At 74.8% G+C, this 23,336-nt stretch carries 20 protein-coding genes; 13 read left to right on the top strand and 7 right to left on the bottom strand.

What is annotated here, in order from left to right:
• The first annotated feature begins 216 nt into the window (after window positions 1–216).
• On the top strand, window positions 217–3,591 hold the full coding sequence (locus tag ABZ249_RS09235) for a pyruvate carboxylase (RefSeq protein ID WP_220561460.1): 3,375 nt from the start codon (window positions 217–219) through the stop codon (window positions 3,589–3,591).
• Between the two features lie 366 nt (window positions 3,592–3,957).
• Here the strand turns inward: ABZ249_RS09235 and ABZ249_RS09230 are convergent, their stop codons facing one another.
• From ABZ249_RS09230 to ABZ249_RS09215, 4 genes are read right to left on the bottom strand one after another with little or no spacing between them, the layout of a single operon-like run.
• Window positions 3,958–4,977 carry a pyridoxal-phosphate dependent enzyme gene (locus tag ABZ249_RS09230; RefSeq protein WP_355259505.1) on the bottom strand — a complete coding sequence of 340 codons (1,020 nt, stop codon included), beginning with the start codon at window positions 4,975–4,977 and terminating at the stop codon, window positions 3,958–3,960.
• Complete coding sequence (locus tag ABZ249_RS09225; RefSeq protein ID WP_220561462.1) at window positions 4,935–5,897, bottom strand: GHMP kinase; 963 nt, start codon at window positions 5,895–5,897, stop codon at window positions 4,935–4,937. The genes ABZ249_RS09230 and ABZ249_RS09225 overlap by 43 nt, the downstream gene beginning before the upstream one ends.
• Complete coding sequence (locus ABZ249_RS09220; protein WP_355259502.1) at window positions 5,894–6,703, bottom strand: DUF364 domain-containing protein; 810 nt, start codon at window positions 6,701–6,703, stop codon at window positions 5,894–5,896. The genes ABZ249_RS09225 and ABZ249_RS09220 overlap by 4 nt, the downstream gene beginning before the upstream one ends.
• Entirely contained in the window at window positions 6,700–7,425 is a 726-nt protein-coding gene (locus ABZ249_RS09215) for a methyltransferase (RefSeq protein WP_355259499.1), read from the bottom strand. The genes ABZ249_RS09220 and ABZ249_RS09215 overlap by 4 nt, the downstream gene beginning before the upstream one ends.
• A 298-nt stretch (window positions 7,426–7,723) precedes the next feature.
• On the opposite strand from ABZ249_RS09215, the gene ABZ249_RS09210 reads away from it, so the two are divergent.
• The 11 genes from ABZ249_RS09210 (at window position 7,724) to ABZ249_RS09160 (ending at window position 17,922) form a co-directional block, all read left to right on the top strand.
• Window positions 7,724–9,004, top strand: a complete 1,281-nt coding sequence (locus ABZ249_RS09210) for an MFS transporter (RefSeq protein ID WP_355259496.1) — start codon at window positions 7,724–7,726, stop codon at window positions 9,002–9,004.
• Window positions 9,005–9,218: 214 nt separating this feature from the next.
• The gene (locus ABZ249_RS09205; RefSeq protein WP_355259493.1) at window positions 9,219–10,304 is read left to right on the top strand and encodes a GTP-binding protein; all 1,086 of its coding nucleotides are present in this window, start codon (window positions 9,219–9,221) and stop codon (window positions 10,302–10,304) included.
• Between the two features lie 11 nt (window positions 10,305–10,315).
• Entirely contained in the window at window positions 10,316–10,561 is a 246-nt protein-coding gene (gene rpsR, locus ABZ249_RS09200; RefSeq protein WP_355259490.1) for a 30S ribosomal protein S18, read from the top strand.
• Window positions 10,562–10,578: 17 nt separating this feature from the next.
• On the top strand, window positions 10,579–10,815 hold the full coding sequence (gene rpmB / locus ABZ249_RS09195; protein WP_220561467.1) for a 50S ribosomal protein L28: 237 nt from the start codon (window positions 10,579–10,581) through the stop codon (window positions 10,813–10,815).
• Window positions 10,815–11,120, top strand: a complete 306-nt coding sequence (gene rpsN / locus ABZ249_RS09190; protein WP_220561468.1) for a 30S ribosomal protein S14 — start codon at window positions 10,815–10,817, stop codon at window positions 11,118–11,120. The genes rpmB and rpsN overlap by 1 nt, the downstream gene beginning before the upstream one ends.
• 200 nt (window positions 11,121–11,320) lie before the next feature.
• A complete protein-coding gene (locus tag ABZ249_RS09185; RefSeq protein ID WP_355259615.1) occupies window positions 11,321–12,412 on the top strand; it encodes an iron ABC transporter permease in 1,092 nt (363 codons plus the stop codon).
• On the top strand, window positions 12,412–13,194 hold the full coding sequence (locus ABZ249_RS09180; protein ID WP_355259486.1) for an ABC transporter ATP-binding protein: 783 nt from the start codon (window positions 12,412–12,414) through the stop codon (window positions 13,192–13,194). The genes ABZ249_RS09185 and ABZ249_RS09180 overlap by 1 nt, the downstream gene beginning before the upstream one ends.
• Before the next feature lie 17 nt (window positions 13,195–13,211).
• Window positions 13,212–14,204: an ABC transporter substrate-binding protein gene (locus ABZ249_RS09175; RefSeq protein ID WP_355259612.1), complete on the top strand. Its 993-nt coding sequence runs from the start codon at window positions 13,212–13,214 to the stop codon at window positions 14,202–14,204.
• Between the two features lie 202 nt (window positions 14,205–14,406).
• Window positions 14,407–15,591 carry an alcohol dehydrogenase catalytic domain-containing protein gene (locus ABZ249_RS09170; RefSeq protein WP_355259483.1) on the top strand — a complete coding sequence of 395 codons (1,185 nt, stop codon included), beginning with the start codon at window positions 14,407–14,409 and terminating at the stop codon, window positions 15,589–15,591.
• Window positions 15,592–15,649: 58 nt separating this feature from the next.
• The gene (locus tag ABZ249_RS09165; RefSeq protein ID WP_355259480.1) at window positions 15,650–16,057 is read left to right on the top strand and encodes a ChaB family protein; all 408 of its coding nucleotides are present in this window, start codon (window positions 15,650–15,652) and stop codon (window positions 16,055–16,057) included.
• Window positions 16,058–16,116: 59 nt separating this feature from the next.
• Window positions 16,117–17,922, top strand: a complete 1,806-nt coding sequence (locus tag ABZ249_RS09160; RefSeq protein WP_355259477.1) for a thiamine pyrophosphate-requiring protein — start codon at window positions 16,117–16,119, stop codon at window positions 17,920–17,922.
• Between the two features lie 94 nt (window positions 17,923–18,016).
• Here the strand turns inward: ABZ249_RS09160 and ABZ249_RS09155 are convergent, their stop codons facing one another.
• Window positions 18,017–18,871: an SDR family oxidoreductase gene (locus ABZ249_RS09155; protein WP_355259474.1), complete on the bottom strand. Its 855-nt coding sequence runs from the start codon at window positions 18,869–18,871 to the stop codon at window positions 18,017–18,019.
• A gap of 192 nt (window positions 18,872–19,063) precedes the next feature.
• Between ABZ249_RS09155 and ABZ249_RS09150 the strand changes: the two genes are divergently transcribed.
• The gene (locus ABZ249_RS09150; RefSeq protein ID WP_355259471.1) at window positions 19,064–21,154 is read left to right on the top strand and encodes a catalase; all 2,091 of its coding nucleotides are present in this window, start codon (window positions 19,064–19,066) and stop codon (window positions 21,152–21,154) included.
• A gap of 273 nt (window positions 21,155–21,427) precedes the next feature.
• Here the strand turns inward: ABZ249_RS09150 and ABZ249_RS09145 are convergent, their stop codons facing one another.
• A complete protein-coding gene (locus tag ABZ249_RS09145) occupies window positions 21,428–22,276 on the bottom strand; it encodes a glycosyltransferase (RefSeq protein WP_355259609.1) in 849 nt (282 codons plus the stop codon).
• Between the two features lie 71 nt (window positions 22,277–22,347).
• Window positions 22,348–23,325, bottom strand: coding sequence for an NAD-dependent epimerase/dehydratase family protein (locus ABZ249_RS09140; protein ID WP_355259606.1), 978 nt, complete (start codon window positions 23,323–23,325; stop codon window positions 22,348–22,350).
• Window positions 23,326–23,336 lie beyond the last annotated feature (11 nt).

The following is a 23,336-nucleotide window of genomic DNA, read 5'->3' as shown; positions in this document are numbered from 1 at the left end:
CGGCGGGGTTCGGCCGGGCCCCGCGGCGGGCAGGACCCTGGGAACGCACCGCGCCCCCGCCCCGCCGCCGGGGGCCGGTCGCCGGCCCCGGGGACCGCGCCGGTTAGGTTACCCCTGCAAACGTGCGGGGCGTACACGGGATGCGCCCACCGTCGACGGGGCCGGTGGCGCACGCGCGATGCGGCCCGTGCCGTTCCCACCGACCAGAAGGACACCATGTTCCGTACAGTGCTTGTGGCCAACCGGGGCGAGATCGCCATCCGGGCCCTGCGCGCCGCCTACGAACTGGGCGCCCGGACCATCGCGGTCTTCCCCCATGAGGACCGCAACTCACTGCACCGGCTCAAGGCCGACGAGGCCTACCAGATCGGTGAACCGGGCCACCCGGTCCGCGCCTACCTTTCCGTCGACGAGATCGTCCGCGCGGCCCGCGAGTCCGGGGCCGACGCCGTCTACCCCGGGTACGGGTTCCTGTCGGAGAACCCGCAGCTGGCCCGCGCCTGCGCCGAGGCCGGGATCACGTTCGTGGGCCCGCCCGCCGACGTCCTGGAGCTGACCGGCAACAAGGCCACCGCGGTGGCCGCCGCCCGCGAGGCGGGCGTGCCGGTCCTGGCCTCCTCCGCCCCCTCCGCCGACGCCGACGCCCTGGTCGGGGCCGCCGCGGAGATCGGGTTCCCGCTGTTCGTCAAGGCGGTCGCCGGGGGCGGCGGCCGCGGCATGCGCCGGGTGGACCGCCCCGACCGGCTGCCCGAGGCCCTGGCCGCGGCCATGCGCGAGGCCGAGTCGGCGTTCGGCGACCCCACCGTCTTCCTGGAGAAGGCGGTCGTCGACCCGCGCCACATCGAGGTGCAGATCCTCGCCGACGGCGAGGGGAACGTGGTGCACCTGTACGAGCGGGACTGCTCCCTCCAGCGCCGCCACCAGAAGGTGATCGAGCTGGCCCCCGCGCCGGGCCTGGACCCGGAGCTGCGCGCGCGGATCTGCGACGACGCCGTCCGGTTCGCCCGGCGCATCGGCTACCGCAACGCCGGGACCGTGGAGTTCCTGGTGGGCGCGGACGGCTCCCACGTGTTCATCGAGATGAACCCGCGCATCCAGGTCGAGCACACGGTGACCGAGGAGGTCACCGACATCGACCTGGTGCAGTCCCAGATGCGCATCGCCTCCGGCGAGACCCTCGCCGACCTGGGCATCTCCCAGGACACCATCGTGGTGCGCGGGGCCGCGCTCCAGTGCCGCATCACCACCGAGGACCCCGCCAACGGGTTCCGCCCCGACACCGGCATCATCAGCGCCTACCGCTCCCCCGGCGGCTCGGGCATCCGCCTGGACGGCGGCACCGCGGCGGCCGGCACCGAGATCAGCCCGCACTTCGACTCGCTGCTGGTCAAGCTCACCTGCCGGGGCCGGGACCTGACCACCGCCGTCAACCGGGCCCGCCGGGCGGTGGCGGAGTTCCGCATCCGCAGCGTGGCCACGAACATCCCGTTCCTCCAGGCGGTGCTGGACGACCCGGACTTCCAGGCGGGCCGGGTCACCACGTCCTTCATCGAGGAGCGCCCGCACCTGCTGACGGCGCGGCCCTCCGCCGACCGCGGCACCCGGCTGCTCACCTACCTGGCCGACGTCACCGTCAACAAGCCGCACGGGGAGCGCCCGCACCTCATCGACCCGTCGGTGAAGCTGCCGGAGCTCCCGGCCGGGTCGCCGCCCGCCGGGTCGCGGCAGAGGCTGGCCGACCTGGGCCCGGAGGGGTTCGCCCGGTGGCTGCGCGAGTCGCCGCGCGTCGCGGTCACCGACACCACCTTCCGCGACGCCCACCAGTCGCTGCTGGCCACCCGGGTGCGCACCAAGGACCTGCTGGCGGTCGCCCCGGTGGTGGCGCGCACCCTGCCCGAGCTGCTGTCCCTGGAGGCGTGGGGCGGTGCCACCTACGACGTGGCGCTGCGGTTCCTGGCCGAGGACCCCTGGGAGCGGCTGGCCGCGCTGCGCGAGGCCGTCCCCAACATCTGCCTCCAGATGCTGCTGCGCGGGCGCAACACCGTCGGCTACACCCCCTACCCCACCGAGGTCACCGCGGCGTTCGTGGAGGAGGCCGCCGCCACCGGCGTCGACATCTTCCGGATCTTCGACGCCCTGAACGACGTGGAGCAGATGCGCCCGGCCATCGAAGCGGTCCGCGCCACCGGCACCTCCGTCGCCGAGGTCGCCCTGTGCTACACCGGCGACCTGTCGGATCCGGCCGAGGAGCTGTACACCCTCGACTACTACCTGCGCCTGGCCGAGAAGACGGTGGAGGCCGGAGCGCACATCCTGGCGGTCAAGGACATGGCGGGCCTGCTGCGGCCCCCGGCGGCGGCCACTCTGGTGGCGGCGCTGCGCCGGGAGTTCGACCTGCCGGTGCACGTCCACACCCACGACACCGCGGGCGGCCAGCTGGCCGCCTACCTGGCCGCCGTGGACGCGGGCGCCGACGCCGTGGACGGCGCGGTGGCGTCCATGGCCGGGACCACCTCCCAGCCGTCGCTGTCGGCGATCATCGCGGCCTTCGACCACACCGACAGGAGCACCGGGCTGAGCCTGGCGGCCGCGGGCGACCTGGAGCCGTACTGGGAGGCGGTACGGCGCGTCTACGCCCCGTTCGAGGCGGGCCTGTCCTCGCCGACCGGCCGGGTGTACGACCACGAGATCCCCGGCGGCCAGCTGTCCAACCTGCGGACCCAGGCGATCTCGCTGGGGCTGGGCGACCACTTCGAGGAGATCGAGGCGATGTACGCCGCCGCCGACCGGATGCTGGGCCGGCTGGTCAAGGTCACCCCCTCCTCCAAGGTGGTGGGCGACCTGGCGCTGCACCTGGTCGGTGCGGGGGTGTCCCCGGCCGACTTCGAGGCCGACCCGTCCCGGTTCGACATCCCCGACTCGGTGGTGGGGTTCCTCCGCGGCGAGCTGGGGGTGCCCCCGGGCGGCTGGCCCGAGCCGTTCCGCACCCGCGCCCTCCAGGGGCGGCCGGCGGCCCGCCCGGTGGTGGAACTGGACGAGGAGCAGCGCGAGGGCCTGGAGAAGGACCGGCGCGCCACGCTGAACCGGCTGCTGTTCCCGGGGCCGACGGAGGAGTTCCAGAAGCACCGTTCGGCCTACGGCGACACGAGCGTGGTCTCCAGTGCCGACTTCTTCTACGGCCTGCGCCAGGGCCGGGAGTGCACGGTGGACCTGGACCCGGGGGTGCGGCTGCTCATCGAGCTGGAGGCGGTGGGCGAGCCGGACGAGCGCGGGGTGCGCACCGTGCTGGCCCGGCTCAACGACCAGCTGCGGCCGCTGCAGATCCAGGACCGGTCGCTGGCCTCGGCGGTGCGCGCCGCCGAGAAGGCCGACAAGAACGTGCCCGGGCACGTGGCGGCGCCCTTCGCGGGCGTGGTGACGCTGGTGGTGGGCGCCGGTGAGGCGGTCGAGGCCGGTGCCACGGTCGCCACGATCGAGGCGATGAAGATGGAGGCGGCGATCACCGCGCCGGTGGCGGGCACCGTCGCGCGGGTGGCGGTCGACCGCGTCCAGCGCGTGGACGGCGGCGACCTCCTGGCCGTCCTGGAGTAGCGCCCGGCGGTGCGCCCCCGCCGCGTCGCGGCGGGGGCGCACCCGTGTCCGGGGACGGAAGAGGGAAGAGAGGAGAGGGGGAGGGGCCTGTGTGGTGAGGAGACACCGTCCGGCCCCGCCCGGGGAGGACGCGCGCGGCGCCGTTCCCCAACCTGATGGAGCCCCCTCACCCGGCAACCGAATCCGTTGCCTCCAACAAATCTTACAACCATCTCCGCTTTTCAAAGCAAAATCCGAACAGATTTCCGTTGCCCGGACCTTGACTCGCGACGGTGCGCGCATCCCCGGACCCACCGCCGGCCGCACGCGGGTGCGGCGGCCGCCCGCGGCCGGGCGCGGTCCGGCCCCGGCCGCGGGCGGGGCCGTTCACTCCTCGGCGTGCACGGCGCGGGCCGGGGCGGGCGCCCGTCCCCACTCCATACGCGACCAGGGCGCCGTCAGCCCGGCGGTGTCGCGGACGGCCACCGGCTCCAGTGTGCTCGCGTCCGGCGCCTCGCCGTGGCGGGCGAACACCGACTCCACGTACCGGTGCCCGGTGTCGGCGGCCACGAACACCACCCGCCGCTCCGGCGCCCGCCGCGCCTCCCAGCGGGCCACCAGGTGCGCGGCCCCGCCGGACAGCCCGGCGAACACCGCGTGCTCGCGCAGCAGCGCCACGCTCCCGGCCAGGGCGGCGTCGAACCCCACCCAGTGCACGACGTCGTACAGGGTGTGGTCCACGTTCCCGAAGGGGATGGAGCTGCCGATCCCCGCGATGATGATCTCCTTGTCGCGCACCGCCTCCCCGCCGAAGGTGACGCTGCCGAAGGGCTGCACCCCCACCAGCTCGGTGTCGGGCGCCCGCTCGCGCAGGAACGTCGCCAGCGCCCCGGTGGAGGCGCCCGACCCCACCCCGCCGACCACCGTCAGCGGGGCGGGGTCCAGCTCCTTGGCTATCTGGTCGGCCACCGCCCGGTACCCCAGGTAGTGCACCGAGTCGTGGTACTGGCGCATCCAGTGGTAGTCGGGGTGCTCGGCCAGCAGCTCCCGCACCCGGGCGACCCGCCGGCTCTGGTCGAACCGCAGGTCGTCGGAGGGCGGCACCTGCTCCAGGGTGGCGCCCAGGATCTCCAGCTGCACCCGGGTGGTCCGGTCGATGGTGGTGGACCCCACGATGTGGCAGCGCAGCCCGTACCGGTGGCAGGCCAGGGCCAGGCCGTAGGCGTAGATACCGCTGGAGCTGTCCATCAGGGTGTCGCCGGGGCGCACGACCCCGGTGTCGAGCAGGTGGCGCACGGCCGCCGCGGCCGAGGCCACCTTCATGGATTCGAACCGCAGGCACACCAGCCCGCCGCCGAGGTCGATCAGGTCCGGTCTGCCAAGGGTCTCGCACACGTGGTCGTCCACGTCGTCTCTCCAGGGGTCGGGGGGCTGGTGGGAAAGACCCGGGTGGGGACGAGGCCCGCCCCGCGCAACCGTTCCAGGGCGGTGTCGATCCGGGCCCCCAGGTCGTCGGCTCGGGCGTCGAAGAGCACACCGGCGACGTTGCCGCTGTGCGCGACCTGGACGCCGACCGCCCCGCACAGGCGGGCGACGCCCTTGAGCGTCCCCAGTTCCGGCTTGGGCAGAACCCGTTGGTTCAGGACGGCGCTCTCGGTGCTGATCCGCCCCACCTCGGCGGCGTCCTGGGCCGCCACCGCCGCGCGCAGGGCGGCGCGCAGGCGCTCGTGGACCGCGGCCTCGCCCCGGTCCACCCGGGCGCGCAGGCCCAGGGTGTTCACCGGTGCGCCCCCGCCGGTGAGGCAGCCCACCACGACCAGGGGCGGCAGCGGGGCGCCCAGGTCCTCCAGGACCCGGCCCTCGCGCTGGGCGAACAGCAGCGCCCGGCCGCCCTCCCACATGATGGGGTCGCTGGCCCCCTCGGCGGCGACGGCGATCCGGGCCACGGTGGCGGGGGCGGGGTCCACCCCGAACGCGGCGCACACCGCGCGCACCGCCGCGGTGACGTCGCTGGTGGAGGAGCCCAGGCCCAGCCCGGTGGGGGCCCCGCCGCGCAGCCGCAGCGTCCCCCCGCACACCCGGGCGCGGCGGGCCGCGCACTCGGCGGCGGCCAGTGCGGCGGCGCGGGCCGCCTTGACCCGGCCCGGCGGGTACACCCTCATGCGGTGCGCGGGGGTGCCGGGCCGGGGGGTGAACACCGCCTCGGTGACGGGGTCGGCCATGGGCAGGGTGACCAGGCCCCGGCGGGGGCGGCCGCCCCGGTCCAGGAACACCCCCTGGACGATCTCTCCGTGGTGGCAGGCGGCGCGGCCGGTGCCGGTGGTCACGAACCGGCCCCCGCCCCGTCGGCGCGGTACCGGTACAGGGCGGTGGGGACCGCGCTGAACTGGGAGAACGGGAAGGGTTCGGCGGACAGGGCGGTGACCCCCTCGCCGAGCAGGGCGCGGGCGGCGGCGGCACCGCTCTGGGCGTACACCACCAGCGGGATCCCGCGCTCGCGGCAGCGCGCGAGGATGGTGTCGAAGCTGCCGTTGCCCAGGGTCATGCCGGTGGCGACCACGGCGTCGGCCTCCTCCAGCACCCCGTCCATGGACGGGGCGACCTCGTCCCCCCACCGGGTGCGGCGCAGGTTGAGGTCGCAGGGTAGGCACTCGCCACCCCGTTCGCGGATGGCGGCCACCAGCGGGTCGACCACCCCGATCAGCCCGATCCGGCGGCCCTCGGGGTCGGGCAGCAGCCCGGCGATGGCGGCGTCGCGGGCGACGGCGCGCTGCTCGGGGGTGCCCTCGGGCAGGGTGACGGCCTCGGCGCGCGGGTCGCGGTGGTGGGGCAGGGCCGCGGCCAGGTGGGCGTCCAGGGCCGCCAGGCGCAGCGGCTGCGGGAGGTCGTCGGCGAGCAGCTCGCCCAGGGGCCGCCCGGACGCCTCGGCGCACACCGCCGGGTCGAGTTCGCCGTCCTCGAAGGCGCAGGCGCCGAAGGCGGGGCCGACCCGGACCAGCACGTACCGGTTGAGGTAGGTGACGTCGCCCCCGGCCAGGCGGGTGCCGTGGTGGACCCAGAACACGCTGGTGGCCACCGGCAGCGGGGCCGGGGAGGTGCGGGCCGCCTCGAACAGGTCGCTGAGGGTCTTCACGCGTTCCCTTCCCGGGTCAGGCGGAACAGGTAGGTGAGCACGCCGTCCTCCCAGTCGTGCAGGTGGGCGACCTCGGCGGTGAACCCCAGGTCGGCGGCGCGTCCGATGATGGCGCGCAGGTCGGCGGTGTTGGAGACGATGAGGTGGACCTCCCCGCCCGGGGCGAGCAGGCCGCGTTCGGCGATCTGGGTGAAGAACGCGTCGGTCACCGGCGCGCCCACGCACACGTTGCGCACCACGTCGGGGTCGGTGCTCACCACCTGGCTGACGGCGGGCGGGTTGAAGGTGACGACGTCGAACACGGTGCCGGGGGGCACGGCGGAGAACTGGTCGGACACCAGGGCGGTGAACTCCGTGCCGGGCGCGGTGTCGCCCACGACGGTCCGGTACACGGCCTCGGCGGCGGCGACGCTGGCGGGGTGCACGTCCAGGGCGTGGACGGCGCGGGCGCCGCGCAGGGCGGCCACGGCGGCCTCCACGCCCAGGCCGCAGCCCATGGCGGCGTAGCGGCGGCCGCGCACGTCGATGGCGTCCTCCAGGATCCTCTGGTGGATCATGCGGCTGGTGGCGCCGGGCAGGAAGACACCGGGGGGAACGTCCAGGGCCCACCCGTTCCACTCGTGGGTCCGGTGGGTGGCCAGGTCGGCGCGGGGCCGGTTGAGGTCGATGATCTGCGCGGCCGGGAGCGGGGGCGGCAGCGTGGCGATGAGCGAACGGTCCACGCGGTTCCTTTCGGGAAGGGGGTCGTCCTGAGCGGCACTATAGAGGAAATGAAAATCGTTGTCATCGAATCGTGAGAACACGGAACGTGATCCGCCCCGCACCCACCGGCGCGGGGTGCCGCGCCCGGAACGGACATTCCCACTTCTCCCCCCGCGAAAGCGGGCCACTTCCGGCCCACCGGAGCCGCCGCAGGCCCGCCGCGGGAGCAGATGTCCCCGACAAGGTCGCTACTGATAATCGTTTTCACTACAGTGGACGAGCAGCCATCACCGCCTTCCGGAGAGTGAGAACCACCGCGTGTCCTCGACAACGGCGCCGAACACCGAACCCGCCGCCCGCCCGGGCGGCCCGCTGCGCGACCCCGCCTTCTGGCGCCTGTGGAGCGCCACCACGGCCTCGGGGCTGGCGACCTGGGCGCTCCCCTTCATCCTGGGCCTGGCCGTCCTGGACGGCTCCCTCACCGCCATCGACCTGGGCCTGGTCCTGGCCCTGCGCACCGCGGGCTTCCTGGCGGCCGTCCCGGCGGGCGGCCTGCTCGCCGACCGGTACTCCCGGCGCGCGGTCGTGCTCTGGTCGGGGCTGGCCGCCGCCCTGGCCACCCCCGTCATCGTCCTGGGGATGGGCTCCTCCACCGCCCTCATGGCGGCGGCCGCCACCGTGGTGGGCGCCGGCCAGGGCGCCTGCCGCCCCGCCTTCCAGGCGCTGACCGCCGAGGTCGTCCCCGAGCACCACCGGCAGCAGGCCAACGCCGCCCTGACGTTCTCCACCCGGGTCAGCACCCTGGTGGCCCCGGGGCTGACCGCCCTGCTGGCGCTGGTCACCGGGCTGTGGGTGCTGCTGCTGGGCACCGCCGTGCTGTGGCTGGTCGCCGCCCTGGCCCCCGCCCGCGGCGCCTCCGCCCCGCCCGCCCGCGCCCGCGCGCCCTTCCACACCGAGTTCCTGGACGGCCTGGCCGAGGCCCGCCGCCACCCCTGGTTCCTGGCCGGGCTGGGCGCGCTCACCGTCGTCATCGCCACCGGCTACTCCGCCACCGGCGTCCTGCTGCCGGTGGCCGGCCGCGACCACTACGGCAGCGAGGCCGTCCTGGCCGGGGCGCTGACCGCCTACACCGCCGGCGCGCTGCTGGGCGCGGTCATCGTGTCCCGCTTCAAGCCCCGCGCCCAGGGGTGGACGGCCCTGGCGGGCCTGGGCCTGTACGCCCTGGCCCCGCTGAGCCTGGTCGCCCCGGTGGGCCCGGTCGTGGTCATGGCCGCGTACGCGGTGGTGGGGGTGGGCATCGAGCTGTTCAACGTGCCCTGGTTCACGGCCGTGCAGCGCGAGGTCGCCCCGGACAAGCTGGCCCGGGTGTCCTCCCTGGACTTCCTGTTCTCCTACGGGCTGGCCCCGGTGGGCCTGGCGCTGATCGGCCCGGCGGCCGCCGCCTGGGGCGCCGGCCCGGTCCTGGTCGCCTGCGCCCTGGCCTGCGCGACCGCCCCGGCCCTGGCGGCGCTGGCCCCGGGCGGGCGCACCTTCTCCTCGCCCCGACCCGCCCCGGCCCGGAGCACCGCGGACCCCGCCGCCGAACCCGCCACAGGCTGACCCGCCCGCCCGGCCCGCCCTCCGGGTGCCGGGCCGTGCCCGCACGAACTCCCGGAGCCCGGAGCACACCCGTCGGCCTCGGGCCGCACCCGCGGGCGCGTCGGCGCCCCCGGGCGGCCGGGCGGGAGGCGGCTCGCGCCCCCGAGGTCACGGCCCCGGGCGGTGTCGTGTATGTTTTGAAAACGGTTTTCATTTTCAATGAGAGGAGGCGACCATGCGCGTGGCCGTGATCACCGGCCTGCACCGCCGTGCGCGCGAGCGCGCCGTCGAGGCGGCCCTGGGCCTGCCCCGCACCCTCGTGGTCCACCACGACCTGTCGGAGATCGGCGAGGGAGCCGTCACCCGGGTCACCCGCGACCACCGCGGCGAGCTCGGCCGCGACCCCGTCCACCTGGTCCACGCCTGCGCCTCGTGCACCCTGCGCGAGGACCTCGTCCCCTTCCTGCTGGCCACGGCCGCCATCGGCGAGTACGACCTGTGCGTGGTGGACGCCTGGGACGGCGTCGAACCCCGCACGGTCTCCGAGGCCGTGGCCGCGCAGCCCGAGCTGACCCTCACCGCCGTCGTCACCGCCGTGGACGCCGACCGGCTGCTGCCCGACCTGGCCTGCCACGACGACCTCGTCGACCGCGGCCTGGACATCGCCGAGAACGACGAGCGCGCCGTCAGCGAGGTGCTCACCGCCCAGATCGAGTACCCCACCGCGATCGCCCTGCACGGCCGCCGCCACCTGGCCGAGGCCCGCGCCCTGGTCGAGCACCTCAACCCGGCCGCCGCCGTCCTGGACCCCGACGACACCTCCGCCCTCACCGCGGGCCGGTTCGACACCGCCGCCGCGCACAACCGCTGCGACCCGCTGGGCGCCCACCACTGCGGCCGCACCACCGGGCGGGTGAGCACCGTGGTGTGGTCGCGGCGCCGACCGCTGCACCCCGCCCGTCTGCACGAGGCCATGGACGACCTGGTGTCGATGACCCTGCGCGGCCGCGGCCGCCTGTGGCTGGGCAGCCGCCCCGACACCGTCCTGGTGTGGGACTCCCACCGCGACCTGGCCACCGTGGCCGCCGCGGGCCCCTGGCTGGCGGCACTGCCCGAGGCCGCCCTGGAGATGGTGCCCGAGGCCCGGCGCACCGCCGCCCTCCTGGACTGGGACCCGGCGGTGGGCGACCGGGGCCAGCACCTGGCGTTCACCGGCGTGGACCTGGACGCCGGCCGGCTCACCGCCCTGCTCGACTCCTGCCTGACCACCGACGACGAGACCGCCTTCGCCGACGACCCGTTCGCCGCCGCCGAGAACTGAGAGGACACCCCGTGGCCGACCGCCGCCCCGACAAGAAGAGGGCACCCCGCAAGTTCGCCAACCCGCTGGGCGACCTGGACTACGTCGACTACAAGGACGTCGACCTGCTGCGCCGGTTCATCTCCGAGAAGGGCAAGATCCGCAGCCGCCGCGTCACCCGGGTCACCGCCCGCCAGCAGCGGCTCATCGCCGCCGCGGTCAAGAACGCCCGCGAGATGGCCCTGCTCCCCTACCCCGGACCGCAGTCCGCCCGCTGACCCCGAAGGAGTCCACCATGTCCCGTATCTGCCAGGTCACCGGCAAGGCGCCGGCCTTCGGCCACACGATCTCCCACTCCCACCGGCGCACCAAGCGCCGCTTCGACCCCAACATCCAGACCAAGCGGTACTGGCTTCCCAGCGAGCAGCGGTTCGTCAAGCTCAGGGTGAGCACCAAGGGCATGAAGGTCATCGACGCCCGGGGCATCGAGCGCGTGGTCGCCGACATCCGCGCCCGGGGGGAGAAGGTCTGATGGCCAAGAAGAGCAAGATCGCCCGCAACGAGCAGCGCAGGGCCGTCGTCGCCCGCTACGCCGAGCGCCGCGCCGAACTCAAGCGCCTCATCAAGAGCCCGCACACCGACGAGGACACCCGCGCCGCCGCCGCGGCCGAACTGCGCCGCCAGCCGCGCGACGCCAGCGCCACCCGCGTGCGCAACCGCGACTCCGTCGACGGCCGCCCCCGCGGCCACCTGCGCAGGTTCGGCCTCTCCCGCATCCGCTTCCGCGAGATGGCCCACCGCGGCGAACTGCCCGGCGTGACCAAGTCCAGCTGGTAGCCTCCGCCGCCCCGCGGTCCGGGCGCCCCCGTCCGCTCCTCCTCCTCGCGGCGGGGGCGCCCACCGGACCCTGTTCCCGCGTCCCCCTCCCACCGGGGACGTACGCCCTCTACTATGACAACCGTTGTCATTTCCATAACGTGGCGCGACCGCGCCCCGACCCTCCAGGAGCACGGGTGTCCCCGACCCCAGCACCCCCGCTGACCGCACCACCGCCCACGGCACCCGCACACCCCGCCGGCCCGCGCTGGCTCACCACCCCCGCCGGCACCGCCACCGCCGCCGCCGTCCTGGCCCTGCTCCTGGCCGCGTCCACCCTGCCCGCCATCGGCCTGGGCACCGCCCTGGTCCCGCCCGCCGAGACCGCCCGCTACCTGTGGGCCGCCCTCACCGGCGGCACCATCACCCCCGACGAGGTCACCCGCTACCAGATCATCTGGAACATCCGCACCCCGCGCGTCCTGCTGGCCGCCCTCGTCGGCGCCGGCCTGGGCGCCGTCGGCGTCGCCGTCCAGGCCCTGGTCCGCAACCCCCTCGCCGACCCCTACATCCTCGGCGTCTCCTCCGGCGCCTCCGTCGGCGCGGTCACCGTCGGCGTGCTCGGCGCCCTGGCCGCTCTGGGCCCCTACGCCGTCTCGGCCGGGGCGTTCGCCGGAGCGCTGGCCGCCACCCTGCTGGTGCACCTCATCGCCCGCACCGCGGCCGGGATCACCCCGCTGCGCCTGGTCCTGACCGGCGTCGCCCTCTCCTTCGGATTCCAGGCCGTCATGAGCGTCATCGTCTACCTCGTCCCCGGCAACGAGGCCACCTCCACCGTCCTGTTCTGGACCATGGGCGGGTTCGGCGCCGCCACCTGGGGCTCCCTGCCCGTGGTCGCCGTCCTGGTCCTGGCCGGACTGGCCGTCCTGCACTCCCTGGCCCGCCGCCTGGACGCCACCGCCCTGGGCGACGAGACCGCCGCCAGCCTGGGCGTGGACACCGACCGGCTGCGCCGCGTCCTGTTCCTGGTCACCGCCCTGATGACCGGGGCGATGGTCGCCGTCAGCGGCGCCATCGGGTTCGTGGGCCTGGTGGTCCCGCACGTCGTGCGCATCCTCGTCGGCGCCGCCCACCGGCGCGTCCTCACCGTCGCCCCGCTGGCGGGGGCGGTCCTCATGGTCTGGGTGGACCTCGTCTCGCGCACCGTCGCCGCGCCCCGCGAGCTCCCGCTGGGCGTGCTCACCGCCCTCATCGGCGTCCCGGTGTTCCTCGTCCTCATGCGCCGCCGCGGCTACCTGTTCGGAGGCCGCTGATGCGGTTGAGCCTGGACGGCCTCACCGTCGCCATCGACGGCGCCACCCTCGTGCACTCCCTGTCCCTGGACGTCCCCGACGGCTCCGTGATCGGCCTGGTCGGCCCCAACGGCTCGGGCAAGTCCACCGCGCTGCGCTGCGTCTACAGGGCGCTGCGCCCCACCGGCGGCACCGTCCGCGTCGGCGGCGACGACCTGGCCTCGCTCAAGCCCCGCGAGGGCGCCCGCCGGGTCGCCGCCCTGACCCAGGAGAACGGCAGCGACCTCGACTTCACCGTCGCCGAGGTCGTGGCCCTGGGCCGGGTCCCGCACCAGAACGGCAACGGGCCGCTCACCGCCCGCGAACGGGAGCTGTGTGCGAACGCCATGGACGCCATGGACATCGCCCACCTCGCCCACCGGGGCGTGCTGACCCTGTCCGGCGGTGAGCGCCAGCGCGTCCTGATGGCCCGCGCCCTGGTGCAGGAGCCCCGGGTGCTCGTGCTCGACGAGCCCACCAACCACCTGGACGTGCGCCACCAGATCCACCTCCTGTCCCTGCTGCGCGAGGTCGGCGCCACCACCCTGGTCGTCCTGCACGACCTCAACCTGGCCGCGGCGGCCTGCGACCGGATCGGCGTCCTGAGCGGGGGACGGCTGGTGGCCGCCGGCGCCCCCTCCGAGGTGCTCACCCCCGACCTGGTGCGCGAGGTGTTCGGCGTGGAGGCGACCGTGGTCCCCCACCCGCTGACCGGCGCGCCCCAGCTCCTCTACCGGCTCACCCATCAGGAAGGCACCCCGTGAACCACCCTCCCCTCCCCCTGCGGCCGCTGGCCGCCGTGTCCCTGGCCCTGGCGGCCCTGGCCGCCACCGGCTGCGGCGCCCGGGTCGAAGAGGACCCCGCGCAGGCGGGCGCGGCGCCCGAGACCGCCACCGTGAACCGCTGCGGCGAGGAGGTCGAGTACACCACCCCGCAGCGCGCCGTGGTCTACGAGGGCGGCAGCGCCGACAAGATGTTCGCCCTGGGCCTGACCGACCACGTGCACGGCTACGTGATGCCCCCGGCCAACCCGCCGGTCACCGAGTCGCCCTGGGCCGACGAGTACGCGCGGGTCGAGTTCCTCAGCGACGACCTGCTCAACCGCGAGCTGGTCGTGGACGCCGAGGCCGACTTCGTGGTCGCCGGGTGGAACTCCGGGTTCAGCGACCAGCGCGGGATCACCCCGGAGATCCTGGACGGGCTCGGCATCCAGAGCTTCATGCACACCGAGTCGTGCTTCAACTACCCCGGCTTCCCCGAGCGGGTCACCCCGTTCGAGGGGCTGTACACCGACCTGGAGCGGCTCGGGGCCATCTTCGGCGTGGAGGACCGGGCGGCGGAGCTGGTCGCCGACTACCGGGCCCGGGTCGAGGCGGTCCAGGAGCAGGCACCCCAGGGCGACCCGGTGCCGGTGTTCCTCTACGACTCGGGCACCGACCAGGCGTTCACCGCCGGGTCCCAGGTCCCGCCCAACGACATCATCCGCTTCGCGGGCGGGGAGAACGTCTTCGGCGACCTGGACGAGCGCTGGACCCAGGTCGGCTGGGAGGCCGTCGTGGAGGCGCGGCCCGAGGTGGTCATCATCCTGGACTACGGCGACCAGCCCGCCGAGGACAAGATCGCGTTCCTGAAGGAACTGCCCGCGCTGTCCGACGTCCCGGCCGTCGCGGAGGAGAACTTCTTCGTCCTGGACTACAACGAGGGCATCTCCGGGCCGCGCAACATCGACGGCCTGGAGAAGTTCGCCGAGTACCTGCGCGAGCACACCGCCTGACCGGACCCGGCGCCCTCCCCGCACCCCCGCCGGGGAGGGCGCCGCCCCCTCCCGCCGCGCTCCGCCGCACACGCCCCCGGCCGCCCCGCGCGGCCCCGGGCGCCCCGGTGTTCCCCCCGGTGTCCCGGTGTTTCCCCCCGGGGCGCCCGGGTAGTGGCCCGCCCACGACGGAACGAAGCGCCTGCGGCCACGAGGAGGGGGCATGAAGGCTGTCGTCTGGAACGGCACCCGCGACGTGCGCGCCGAGACGGTGCCCGACCCGCGGATCGAGGAGCCCGCGGACGTGATCCTGCGGGTCGGCAGCTCCGGGCTGTGCGGCTCCGACCTGCACCTGTACGAGGTCCTGGGCCCCTTCATGCACGAGGGCGACATCCTGGGGCACGAGGCCCTGGGCACCGTCGAGGAGACCGGCCCCGGGGTGACCTCGCTGGCGCCCGGCGACCGCGTGGTGATCCCCTTCCAGATCTCCTGCGGCCACTGTGCCATGTGCGAGAGCGGCCTCCAGACCCAGTGCGAGACCACGCGCGACGACGACCAGGGCACCGGCGCCCCCATCTACGGCTACAGCTCCCTGTACGGATCGGTCCCGGGCGCCCAGGCCGAGTACCTGCGCGTGCCCCGGGCCGAGGCCAACGCCATCCCCGTCCCGGCCCAGGGCCCCGACGAGCGGTACCTGTACCTGTCCGACGTGCTGCCCACCGCCTGGCAGGCCGTCCGCTACGCCGACGTCCCGCCGGACGGCTCCGTGGCCGTCCTGGGGCTGGGGCCCATCGGCGACATGTGCTGCCGGGTGGCCCGCCACCTGGGCGCGGGCCGGGTCTTCGGGGTGGACCCGGTGCCGGAGCGGCGCGCCCGCGCCGCCGCCCGCGGCGCCGAGGTGTTCGACCCCTCCGACGGCACCGACGGCCTCATCGGCGAGATCCGCGAACGGACGCGCGGCCAGGGGCCCGACGCCGTCATCGACGCCGTCGGCCTGGAGGCGCAGGGCCACGGCTCGGCCCGCCTGGCCCAGCGGCTCACCTCGTTCCTGCCCAAGGGCGCCGCGGCCAAGCTGATGGAGACCGCGGGCGTGGACCGGCTCGCGGCCCTCCAGACCGCCATCGAACTGGTCCGCCGGGGCGGCACCGTCTCCGTCATCGGGGTCTACGGCGGCACCGCCGACCCGCTGCCGATGCTCACCATGTTCGACAAGCAGATCCAGCTCCGCATGGGGCAGGCCAACGTGCGCCGCTGGGCGCCCGACATCCTCCCCCTGCTCGACGACAGGGACGTCCTGGGGGTGGAGGACTTCGCCACCCACCGCGTCGCCCTGGACGACGCGGCCGACGCCTACGCCATGTTCCAGGCCAAGCGGGACGGGGCCGTCAAGGTCGTCTTCCGTCCCTGAACACCGCGCCCGCGCACGACACCCGCACCACGACACGCACACGAGGGAGGTGGGTCCCATGCCCGGGACCCGGGAACTGCCCGACACGCTGCGCAGGTCCTCCAAGAAGGCCCAGCGCACCTGGATCAAGGCCCACGACTCGGCCGTGGACCAGTACGGCGAGGGCGAACGCGCCCACCGGGTGGCCATGGCCGCCGTCAAGCACTCCTTCGAGAAGGTCGGCGACCACTGGGAGGCCAAGGACGGCAAGGGTGCCTCCGACTCCCGCGCCTCCGACCCCGGCGCGAAGAACCGCAAGGGGTCCAAGGGCACCGCCGGGGGTGTGGACGCCAACGCCAGCAAGGACCACCTGTACGAACAGGCCCGCCGCCTGGGCGTCCAGGGGCGCTCCAAGATGACCAAGGCCGAGCTGGTCGACGCCCTGCGCAAGGAGAGCGGCACCCGCACCAAGCGCGCCCGCGGCTGACCGGCACCGACCCGCGGGGGCCGCGCACCGACCGCGGCCCCCGCACCCCAGGGGGAGACATGACGCAGAACGTCGCCGACCACCTGCTGCGCCGGCTGTCGCAGTGGGGCGTCACCAAGATCTTCGGCTACCCCGGTGACGGGATCAACGGCCTGGTCGCCCAGATGGGCCGCCTGCCGGAGGGACCCCGCTTCGTCCAGAGCCGCCACGAGGAGATGTCGGCCTTCGAAGCCGTCGGATACGCCAAGTTCGGCGACGGGCCCGGCGTGTGCCTGGCCACCGGCGGCCCCGGCGCCATCCACCTGCTCAACGGCCTCTACGACGCCAAGCTGGACCGGGTCCCGGTCGTCGCCATCGTCGGCCAGGCCGACCGCACCGCACTGGGCGGCTCCTACCAGCAGGAGGTGGACCTGCACTCCCTGTTCAAGGACGTCGCCGCCTACCTGGCCACCGTCACCGTCCCCGAACAGCTGCCCAACGTCCTGGACCGGGCCGTGCGCACCGCCCTGGGCCGCTCCGCGCCCACCGTCCTGATCATCCCCGGCGACGTCCAGGAACTGGACTACACGCCGCCCGAGCACGCGTTCAAGCACGTGCCCTCCAGCGCGCCCGACCGCCTCCACGAGCACCCCCGGACCCTGCCCCCCGTCCACGCGCTGGACCGGGCCGCGCAGGTCATCGACGCCGGGGAGCGCATCGCGATCCTCATCGGCCAGGGCGCGCGGGGAGCCGGCCAGGAGGTCCTGGACCTGGCCGACGCCACCGGCGCCGGCATCGCCAAGGCGCTCCTGGGCAAGGACGTGCTCCCCGACGACCTGCCCGAGGTCACCGGCAGCATCGGCCTGCTGGGCACCCGCCCCTCCTGGGAGCTGATGCGCGACTGCGACACCCTGGTCATCGTCGGCTCCAACATGCCCTACACCCAGTTCCTGCCGCCGTTCGGCCGCCGGGCCGTGCAGATCGACACCGACCCCGGCGCCATCGGCATGCGCTACCCCACCGAGGTCAACCTGGTGGGCGACGCCAAGGCCACCCTGCTCGCGCTCCTGGAGCGCCTGGACCGCCCCGACGAGCTCACCGGGCCGCGCCGCCGCTGGCGCACCTCCATCGAGGAGGGCGTCGCCCGCTGGTGGGACGTCCTGGACGCCCAGGCCCGCATCCCCGCCGACCCCGTCAACCCGATGCTGATCGTGCACGAGCTCTCCCTGCGCGCGCCCGACGACGCGGTGATCACCGCCGACTCCGGGTCCGTCACCAACTGGTACGCGCGCCTGCTCAAGATGCGCGCGGAGATGCGCGGCTCCCTCTCGGGCACGCTGGCGACCATGGGGTGCGCCGTCCCCTACGCCATCGGGGCCAAGTTCGCCCACCCCGACCGGCCCGCGATCGCCCTGGTCGGCGACGGCGCCATGCAGATGAACGGGCTCATGGAGATGCTCACCGCGCGCCGCTACCACGAGCTGTGGGACGACCCCCGGCTGGTGGTGTGCGTCCTGCACAACAACGACCTCAACCAGGTCACCTGGGAGCTGCGCGCCATGGGCGGATCGCCCAAGACCCCGTTCTCCCAGGACCTGCCGGAGCTGTCGTACGCGGCCTTCGCCGAGCAGGCCGGGCTGGTAGGCATCACCGTGGACGGCCCCGACGGCGTCGGCCCGGCCTGGGACCGGGCCCTGGCCGCCGACCGGCCGGCCCTGATCGACGTCCGCTGCGACGCGGACATGCCGCCCATCCCGCCCCAGGTGGACCGCGAGCAGCTCGTGGACACCGTCAAGGCCCTGCTGTCGGGCGACCCCGACCGGCGCGGCGTGGCGGTCCGGGGCCTGGCCGCCAAGGCCCGGGAGTTCTTCCCCGGCAGCGGCTGACCGCGCCGGCCGGGCACACCGCCCGGCGGCACGGGGGCACCGCCGGACACGAAGGGGCGGGGCGGACCGGGTCCGCCCCGCCCCCCGCGCGCGGTCAGCCGGCCTGGATCTCGCCGCCGGTCGGCGCCAGCGTCTCCCCCGTGTAGTACGACGACAGCCGCCCACTGGCGAAGAACACGTAGGAGGGCGCGATCTCGTCCGGATCGGCCGCCCTGCCCATCGGCGCCTGCTCCCCGAAACCCTCGGCCCCCTTCTCCCCGAGGGTGGCGGGGATGAGCGGCGTCCACACCGGCCCGGGTGCCACACAGTTCACCCGGATACCGCGGTCCATGAGGGCCTGGGAGAGCGACAGCGACAGGTTCATCACCGCGGACTTGCTCGCCGCGTAGTCGATGAGCGTGTCGTTGCCGCGCAGCCCGTTGATCGACCCGGTGATGATGATCGACCCGCCCTCGGGGATGTGCGGCACGGCCTCGCGCACCGTCCAGAACACCCCCATGACGTTGACGTCGAACGTCCGGCGCAGCTGTTCGGTGGTCAGGTCGGTGATGTCCTCCACCGGCGCCTGGGTGGCGGCGTGCTCGACCAGGATGTCGATCCCGCCGAGCTCCTCCACCGCGCGCTCCACCAGGTGGGAGCAGTACGACTCGTCGGCGAGGTCGCCGCGCACCCCCACGGCGCGCCGCCCCTGCTCCTGCACCAGGCCCACCGTGTGCTGTGCCTCGGCGTCCTCGCTGAGGTAGCCGAACACCACGTCGGCCCCCTCCTTGGCGAAGGCCACCGCGGTGGCCCGGCCGATGCCCGAGTCGGCTCCGGTGATCAGGGCCCGCTTCCCCTCCAGCAGCCCGCTGCCCCGGTAGTCGCGCATCTCGTCGCGCGGCCGGGGATCCATCGGCTCGGTGCGCCCCGGATAGGGCTGGCTCTGCGCCGGCGGACGTTTCTCGGTCATCACCGATCCCCCCTCTCCTCTTCCCGCGTGCCACTGCCCGGTTCCCCCGCCTTCACACATGGCCCGGGCGGCCGCCCGGGCCGCCGGGAGCCCGCCCGGGCGTACGGGCGTGTCACGCGTTTGCCCGGGGCCCGAACCGGTCAGTGGCCCCCGGACGGAGCCGGAGGCCACGGCTGTGAGCAGGGGGTACAGATGAACGACGAGACGCGCGACGCCAAGGACCGGGCGCTGGACGCCGCCCGTACCGATTCCGAGGGTCCGCTGACCACCGACACCGGCGTACGGGTGGAGGACACCGACAACTCGCTCTCCGCCGGCACGCGCGGGCCGACGCTGCTGGAGGACTTCCACGCCCGGGAGAAGATCACCCACTTCGACCACGAGCGCATCCCCGAACGGGTCGTGCACGCCCGCGGCGCGGGCGCCTACGGGCACTTCCGCCCCTACGAGAGCCTGTCGGACGTGACCGCCGCCCACTTCCTGAGCGGCCCGGACGTCGTCACCCCGGTGTTCGTGCGCTTCTCCACCGTCGCCGGGTCGCGCGGCTCGGCCGACACGGTGCGCGACGTGCGCGGGTTCGCGGTGAAGTTCTACACCGAAGAGGGCAACTACGACCTGGTCGGCAACAACATGCCCGTGTTCTTCATCCAGGACGGGATCAAGTTCCCCGACTTCGTGCACGCGGTCAAACCCGAGCCGCACAACGAGATCCCGCAGGCGCAGTCGGCGCACGACACCCTGTGGGACTTCGTCGGCCTCCAGCCGGAGACCACCCACATGATCATGTGGCTGATGTCGGACCGGGCGCTGCCGCGCAGCTACCGGACCATGCAGGGGTTCGGGGTGCACACCTTCCGGTTCGTCGACCGCGCGGGGCGGGGCACGTTCGTCAAGTTCCACTGGAAGCCGCTGCTGGGCACCCACTCCCTGGTGTGGGACGAGGCGCAGCGCATCCAGGGCAAGGACCCCGACTTCAACCGCCGCGACCTGTGGGAGTCCATCGAGCGCGGGCAGTTCCCCGAGTGGGAGCTGGGCGTGCAGCTGGTCCCGGAGGAGGACGAGCACGCGTTCGACTTCGACCTGCTGGACGCCACCAAGATCATCCCGGAGGAGCAGGTGCCGGTCCGGCCGGTCGGGAGGCTCACCCTGGACCGCAACCCCGACAACTTCTTCGCCGAGACCGAGCAGGTCGCCTTCCACACCGCCAACGTGGTGCCGGGGATCGACTTCACCAACGACCCGCTGCTCCAGGCCCGCAACTTCTCCTACCTGGACACCCAGCTGCTGCGGCTGGGCGGCTCCAACTTCCAGCAGATCCCGGTCAACCGGCCGCTGGCACCCGTCGACCACAACCAGCGGGACGGGTTCGCCCAGCACCGGGTGCACCGGGGCCGGACCTCCTACTTCCCCAACTCGCTGGGCGGCGGCTGCCCCGCCCTGGCCGACGAGGGCGTCTACCGGCACTACACGGAGAAGGTCGAGGGGCACAAGATCCGCGAGCGGGCGGAGAGCTTCAAGGACCACTACTCCCAGGCCACCCTGTTCTACAACAGCCTGGCGTCCTGGGAGCGCGAGCACCTCGTCGCGGCGTTCCGCTTCGAGCTGGGCAAGTGCGAGGAGCCGGAGGTGCGCCGGCGGGTGGTCGCCAACCTCACCAACGTCGACCACGACCTGGCGGTGGCCGTGGCCCGGGGGGTGGGCGTGGAGGCGCCCGCGCAGGGGGCCTCGCCCAACCACGGGCGGTCCTCGCCCGCGCTCAGCCAGGCCGAGACGGCCTTCGGGTCGGTGGTGGGCCGCAAGGTCGCGATCCTGGTCGCCGACGGCGTGGACGCGGCGAGCGTGGAGGGGCTGCGCGAACCGCTGACGGCCGAGGGCGCCGTCGTGGAACTGCTGGCCGTCACCGACGGGACGGTGCGCACCTCCGACGGGGGGACCCTGGCCGTGGACCGTGCGCTGCCCACGATGTCCTCGGTGCTCTACGACGCGGTGGCGGTGCCCGACGGCGCCGACGCCGTCACGGCCCTGTCCGGGGACGGCATGGCCCGCCACTTCGTGCTGGAGGCCTACAAGCACCACAAGCCGCTGGCCCTGGTGGGCGCGGGCGCGGAGCTGGGGATCGCGCCGCCGCTGCCCGAGCACGCGGTCACCCCGGCGCAGCGGACCCGGGAGGAGCTGGGCGTGGTCGTGGCCCCGGAGGCCGACGGCACCTGCGCCGCCGAGTTCTCCCGGCTCATCGGGCTGCACCGCGTCTGGGACCGGCCCACCGACGCGGTCCCGGCCTGACCCCGCGCCCCGACCCGCCACAAGGGGCCGCGCCACCCGCCGGCGCGGCCCCTCCCCGTGTCTCCCGTGCTCCACGCGTTCCCCGTGTCCCCGGATTCCCCACGTCCCCCGTGATCCCCATGGGCTCCGTGAACCCCCAGGCTCCCCACGCCCCCGACCCCCGAGGCCCACGCGCCCCCGTGGCCCCAGGCTCCCCACGTCCCTCGTGACCTCCGTGGTCCCCGTAACCCACATGGGCCCCGAGGCGCGCGGCCCTTGGTGTCCGGCCCCGTGTCACGCGGCGCGCTGGGCCGCCTCCAGCTCCTCCTCCACCCGGGCGGGCAGGCGCCGGCGCCGGGCCAGCACGGCAGGGAGCCGGTACAGCGCCGCCGCCAGCGCGCGCCGCCGGACCCGGTCGGCCGGGCACCGGGCGGCGACCCGCAGCGTCCGGTCCCGGACGACCGCGGGCCTGCGGCGCAGCCACACCGTGAGCAGGGCGTTGCGCTCCTGGAGGACCGCCCGCCGCAGCCCCGGCGGGCGGTGCGGGGAGGGGTGGTGGCGGACCACGGCCCCGGGGAGGAGCCGCAGCTCCCACCCGGCCGCCGCCAGGTCCAGGGCCAGCAGCTCCTCCTCGCCGCCGAAGAACAGCAGCGGCTCGAACCCGCCGGCCTCCTCGAACGCGCTGCGCCGCACCACCGCGGCGCAGGCCAGGAACCCCATGACCCGCGGCTCGGCCCCGCCCCCGGGCAGGGGCGCGCGCAGCTGGGCCTCGGTGACCGGGTCCGGGCGCCCCTGCGGCCCCACCCGGACGGCCGCGGTCACCAGCCCCCACCCGGGATGGGCGTCCAACGCGTCGGCGGCCGCCTCCAGGGAGCCCGGCTCCCACCACGAGTCGTCGTCGCAGAAGGCGACGTAGGGCGTGCGCGCCCGGGCCGCCCCCGCGTTGCGGGCCGCGCAGCCCAGGTTGCGCTCCCGGCGCAGGACCCGGACCCCGGGGAACCGCTCCCGCACCGCCGCCGCGGTGCCGTCCGAGGACCCGTTGTCCACGACCACGACCGGGGGCCGGGGCTCCAGCCCCTCCAGCCGGGCCAGCGTCCGGCACAGCTCGCGCACCCGGTCGCGGGTGGCGATCACCACCGTCACCCGCGGCCCCCGCCCGCCTTCCGCGGCCCGGCCCCCTCCGTCGGCCCCGCGGTCCCCGCCCGGCGCGGTGCTCACGGGTTCGACGCGACCGCCCTCCCCGAGCGGTTCCGCAGCTCCACGAAGTGGTCGATGGTGCGCCGCATCCCCTCGCGCACCCGCGTCCTGGGCTCCCACCCCAGGAGCTCCCGGGCGAGCCGGATGTCGGGCCGGCGGAACCGCGGGTCGTCCTCGGGGCGTTCGACGAACACGACCCCCGACCGCGTCCCGGTCAGGGAGGCCACCAGCCCCACGAGCGAGATCACGCTCAGCTCCTCGTCGCTGCCGATGTTGACCGGCCCGCGCACCCCGCGCCGGGCGCCCAGCGCCATGAGCCCGCGGACGGTGTCGTCCACGTAGCACAGCGACCGCGTCTGCCGCCCGTCCCCGGCGACGGTCAGCGGCCTGCCCTCCAGCGCCTGGTTGACGAAGGTGGGCACCAGCCGCCCGTCGTCGGCCCTCATCCGCGGGCCGTAGCTGTTGAAGATGCGCGCGATCCCCACGTCGGCCCCCCGGGCCCGGCCGTGGGCCATGACCAGCGACTCCGCGTACCTCTTGGCCTCGTCGTACACGCTGCGGGGCCCGACCGGGTTCACGTTGCCCCAGTACGTCTCCCGCTGCGGATACTCCAGCGGGTCGCCGTACACCTCGCTGGTGGAGGCCAGGACGAACCGGGCCCCGCCCTCCTCCGCCAGCGCCAGGGCGTTGCGGGTGCCCAGGCTGCCCGCCTCCAGCGTCTCCACCGGCAGGCGCAGGTAGTCGGGCGGCGAGGCCGCCGAGGCCAGGTGGAACACGGTGTCCACCGGCCCCTCGACCTCGACCGGCCGGACGAGGTCGGCCTCCTTCAGCCGGAAGCGGGGGTGCCCGAACAGGTGCTCCACGTTGCCCGGGCGCCCGGTCGCGAAGTTGTCCAGGCACACCACCTCCGCCCCCTGCTCCAGCAGCCGTTCGCACAGGTGGCCGCCGAGGAACCCCGCCCCGCCGGTCACCACCGTCCTCCCCCAGTGCGTCACCGTCTCCACGT

The sequence above is a fragment of the Nocardiopsis sp. NPDC006139 genome, from assembly GCF_040614155.1.
GTDB lineage: Bacteria > Actinomycetota > Actinomycetes > Streptosporangiales > Streptosporangiaceae > Nocardiopsis > Nocardiopsis changdeensis.
Note: the sequence above shows the minus strand (reverse complement) of the source record. Positions and strands in the feature narration are given on the sequence as shown.